The sequence below is a fragment of the Micrococcus sp. LASM2_SD2 genome (assembly GCF_057364565.1).
This window is the reverse complement of record NZ_JBNFOB010000306.1, coordinates 1-2,216: the sequence shown is the minus strand read 5'-3', so window position 1 is coordinate 2,216 and position 2,216 is coordinate 1. Positions and strand designations below refer to the sequence as shown.

1 protein-coding gene and 1 pseudogene are annotated in these 2,216 nt (G+C 74.0%); both read left to right on the top strand.

Features of this window, described 5'->3' with window-relative positions:
• A partial coding sequence (locus AC2W7A_RS11750) for an LpqB family beta-propeller domain-containing protein (protein WP_485991503.1) occupies positions 1-1,703 on the top strand: 1,703 nt, incomplete at its 5' end.
• 233 nt (positions 1,704-1,936) lie between these two features.
• A pseudogene (locus tag AC2W7A_RS11745) lies at positions 1,937-2,216 on the top strand (ComF family protein); the annotation flags it as partial.

The window sequence follows — 2,216 nt, the reverse complement described above, 5'->3', positions numbered from 1 at the left end:
CGCGGTCCTGGCCGCGGCGTCCCTCGCCCTGGCCTCCTGCGCCCCAGGTGCCCACCTCCTCGCCCGTGGGGACCTCACCGCCGCTCGCCGGGGCCGAGCAGGACCAGGAGGTGCCCCTCTACGTGCCCGCCGGCCCGGTCCAGGACGCCGGCGCCTCCGAGATCATCCGCGGCTTCCTCGCCGCCGGGGTGGGACCCCAGGACGACTACGGGATCGCACGCCAGTACCTGACCGGCGACGCGTCTAAGGACTGGGACCCGTACCGGCGCACGGTCGTGTACTCCTCGCAGCCGACCGTCACCCGCGTGGACGACGAGGGCACGTACCTGGTCCAGGTGGAGATCGACTCATGGGTGGACCAGAACGGCATCCGCACGCCGGTGCCCTCCGGCACCACCGAGGCGTGGGAGCTCCAGGTCACCGAGGTGGACGGCCAGCGGCGCATCAGTGCCGCGGAGGACGGCACCATGCTCTCCGGATCCCAGTTCGCCGCGATCTACGCGCCCCACGAGCTGTACTTCTTCGACCCCACCCTGACCTATGCCGTCCCGGACGTGCGGTGGTTCATCAACCGCGGCACGACGGCCGCCGCCATGACCCGTGCGCTGCTGGCCGGGCCCGCGGAGCCGCTGCGCGGGGCCGTGGTCACCGCCTTCCCCTCCGGCAGCGGTGCGCAGCTGGGCCGCCCCACCGTCCCCGTCACGGACGGCACCGCCTCCGTGGACCTCACCTCCGCGACCGTCGAGGGCATGGACCCGGACCGCCGCGAGCGCCTGCGCCAGCAGGTTGAGATGACGCTGCAGGGCCTGAGCACCGTCGACAGCGTCGAGGTGACCGTGGACCTCGACCCGCTCGCCGTGGAGGGCGAGGCGGAACAGGTGGAACCGGTGGAGGTCAACCCGTCCAAGGGCACCGTGCAGGTCGGCGTCGACCCGGACAGCCAGACGCTGGCGTTCTTCCAGGGGCTCAGCGTGACCCCCGTGGGGGGCCTGCGCAACGTGTCCTCCCTCAACCCGGTGGAGCCCGCCGTGAACCGGGCGCGCACCGACTTCGCGTTCCTGACCGCGGACCGCACGCAGCTGTACCACGCGGACACGGAGGGCACCCTCGACCAGATCGTCGCGGGCGTCTCCCTGACCCGCCCCAGCATCGACGGACTCGACTGGGCCTGGACCGTGGACTCGGGGAGCTCCTCGCGCATCACCGCCGTGCCGTTGGGAGAGGTCGCGGACGGCACCGCGCGCCAGGTGAGCACTCCGTGGCTGCGACCGGGCGAGACCGTGCGCACGCTGCAGGTGGGCCCCACCGGCACCCGCGCCGCCATGCTCATCGAGTCCGAGGAGGGCGTGAGCCTAAGGGTGGCCGGCGTGGTCCGCGGTGCGGACGGCGTGCCCTCGTCCCTGACCGAGCCGCAGACCCTCGAGGCCAGCGTCCCGATGCGGGACCTGTTCTGGGTGGACGACGTCACCGTGGTGGTCACCGACTACGCGGACGACGCCGAGGAGAAGGTGGAGCCGCAGGTGGTCTCCCTGGACGGCTCGCGGCGGACGCTGAACGCCCTCGCCGGCCTCACGGGGCTGTCCGCGGGCGACTCCCAGTCCTTCTACGCGGAGACCGAGAACGGCGTGTACCTGCTGCTCGGCTCCTCCTGGCGCAGCCAGGAGCTGGCACGCCCCATCCGCGACCTGTCCTTCCCGGGCTGACACGGGCGGCCCGAGCGCCCCGGCGCGGGCGGACCCCGTCCTGCATGGACGGACCCGTCCTGCACACCCGCTCCGGTCCCGCACAGCCGCGCGGACGGGAGCCGACCGGCCCTGCGCACCTGGTGGACTGGCGGCATGTCATCCCTGTTCGCCGACCTCGCCGACCTGTTCCTGCCGGCCGACTGCGCCGTGTGCGCGCCCGGGCGGCGGCGTCTGCCGGCGACTGCGGGACCGTGCTGCAGCGTGCGCTCTCCCGTCCCCTTCGGGCGGAGCAGGGCGCGGCCGCCCTGCCGCTGACGCCGACCGGGTCGCCGCTGCCGACGCTCGTGGCCGGGGCCTATGCAGAACCGGTCTCGAGCGCGGTGCTCGCCTTCAAGGACCACGACGCCCTCCACCTGCGCACGATCCTGGCCCCGGCCCTGCTGCGTGCCGTGCGGGCGGCGCTCGCGGACCCGGACGGTGCGTGCCCTGTGGACGGCGGAACGGCTGGCCGGGGGCCTGCTGCACGCGTCG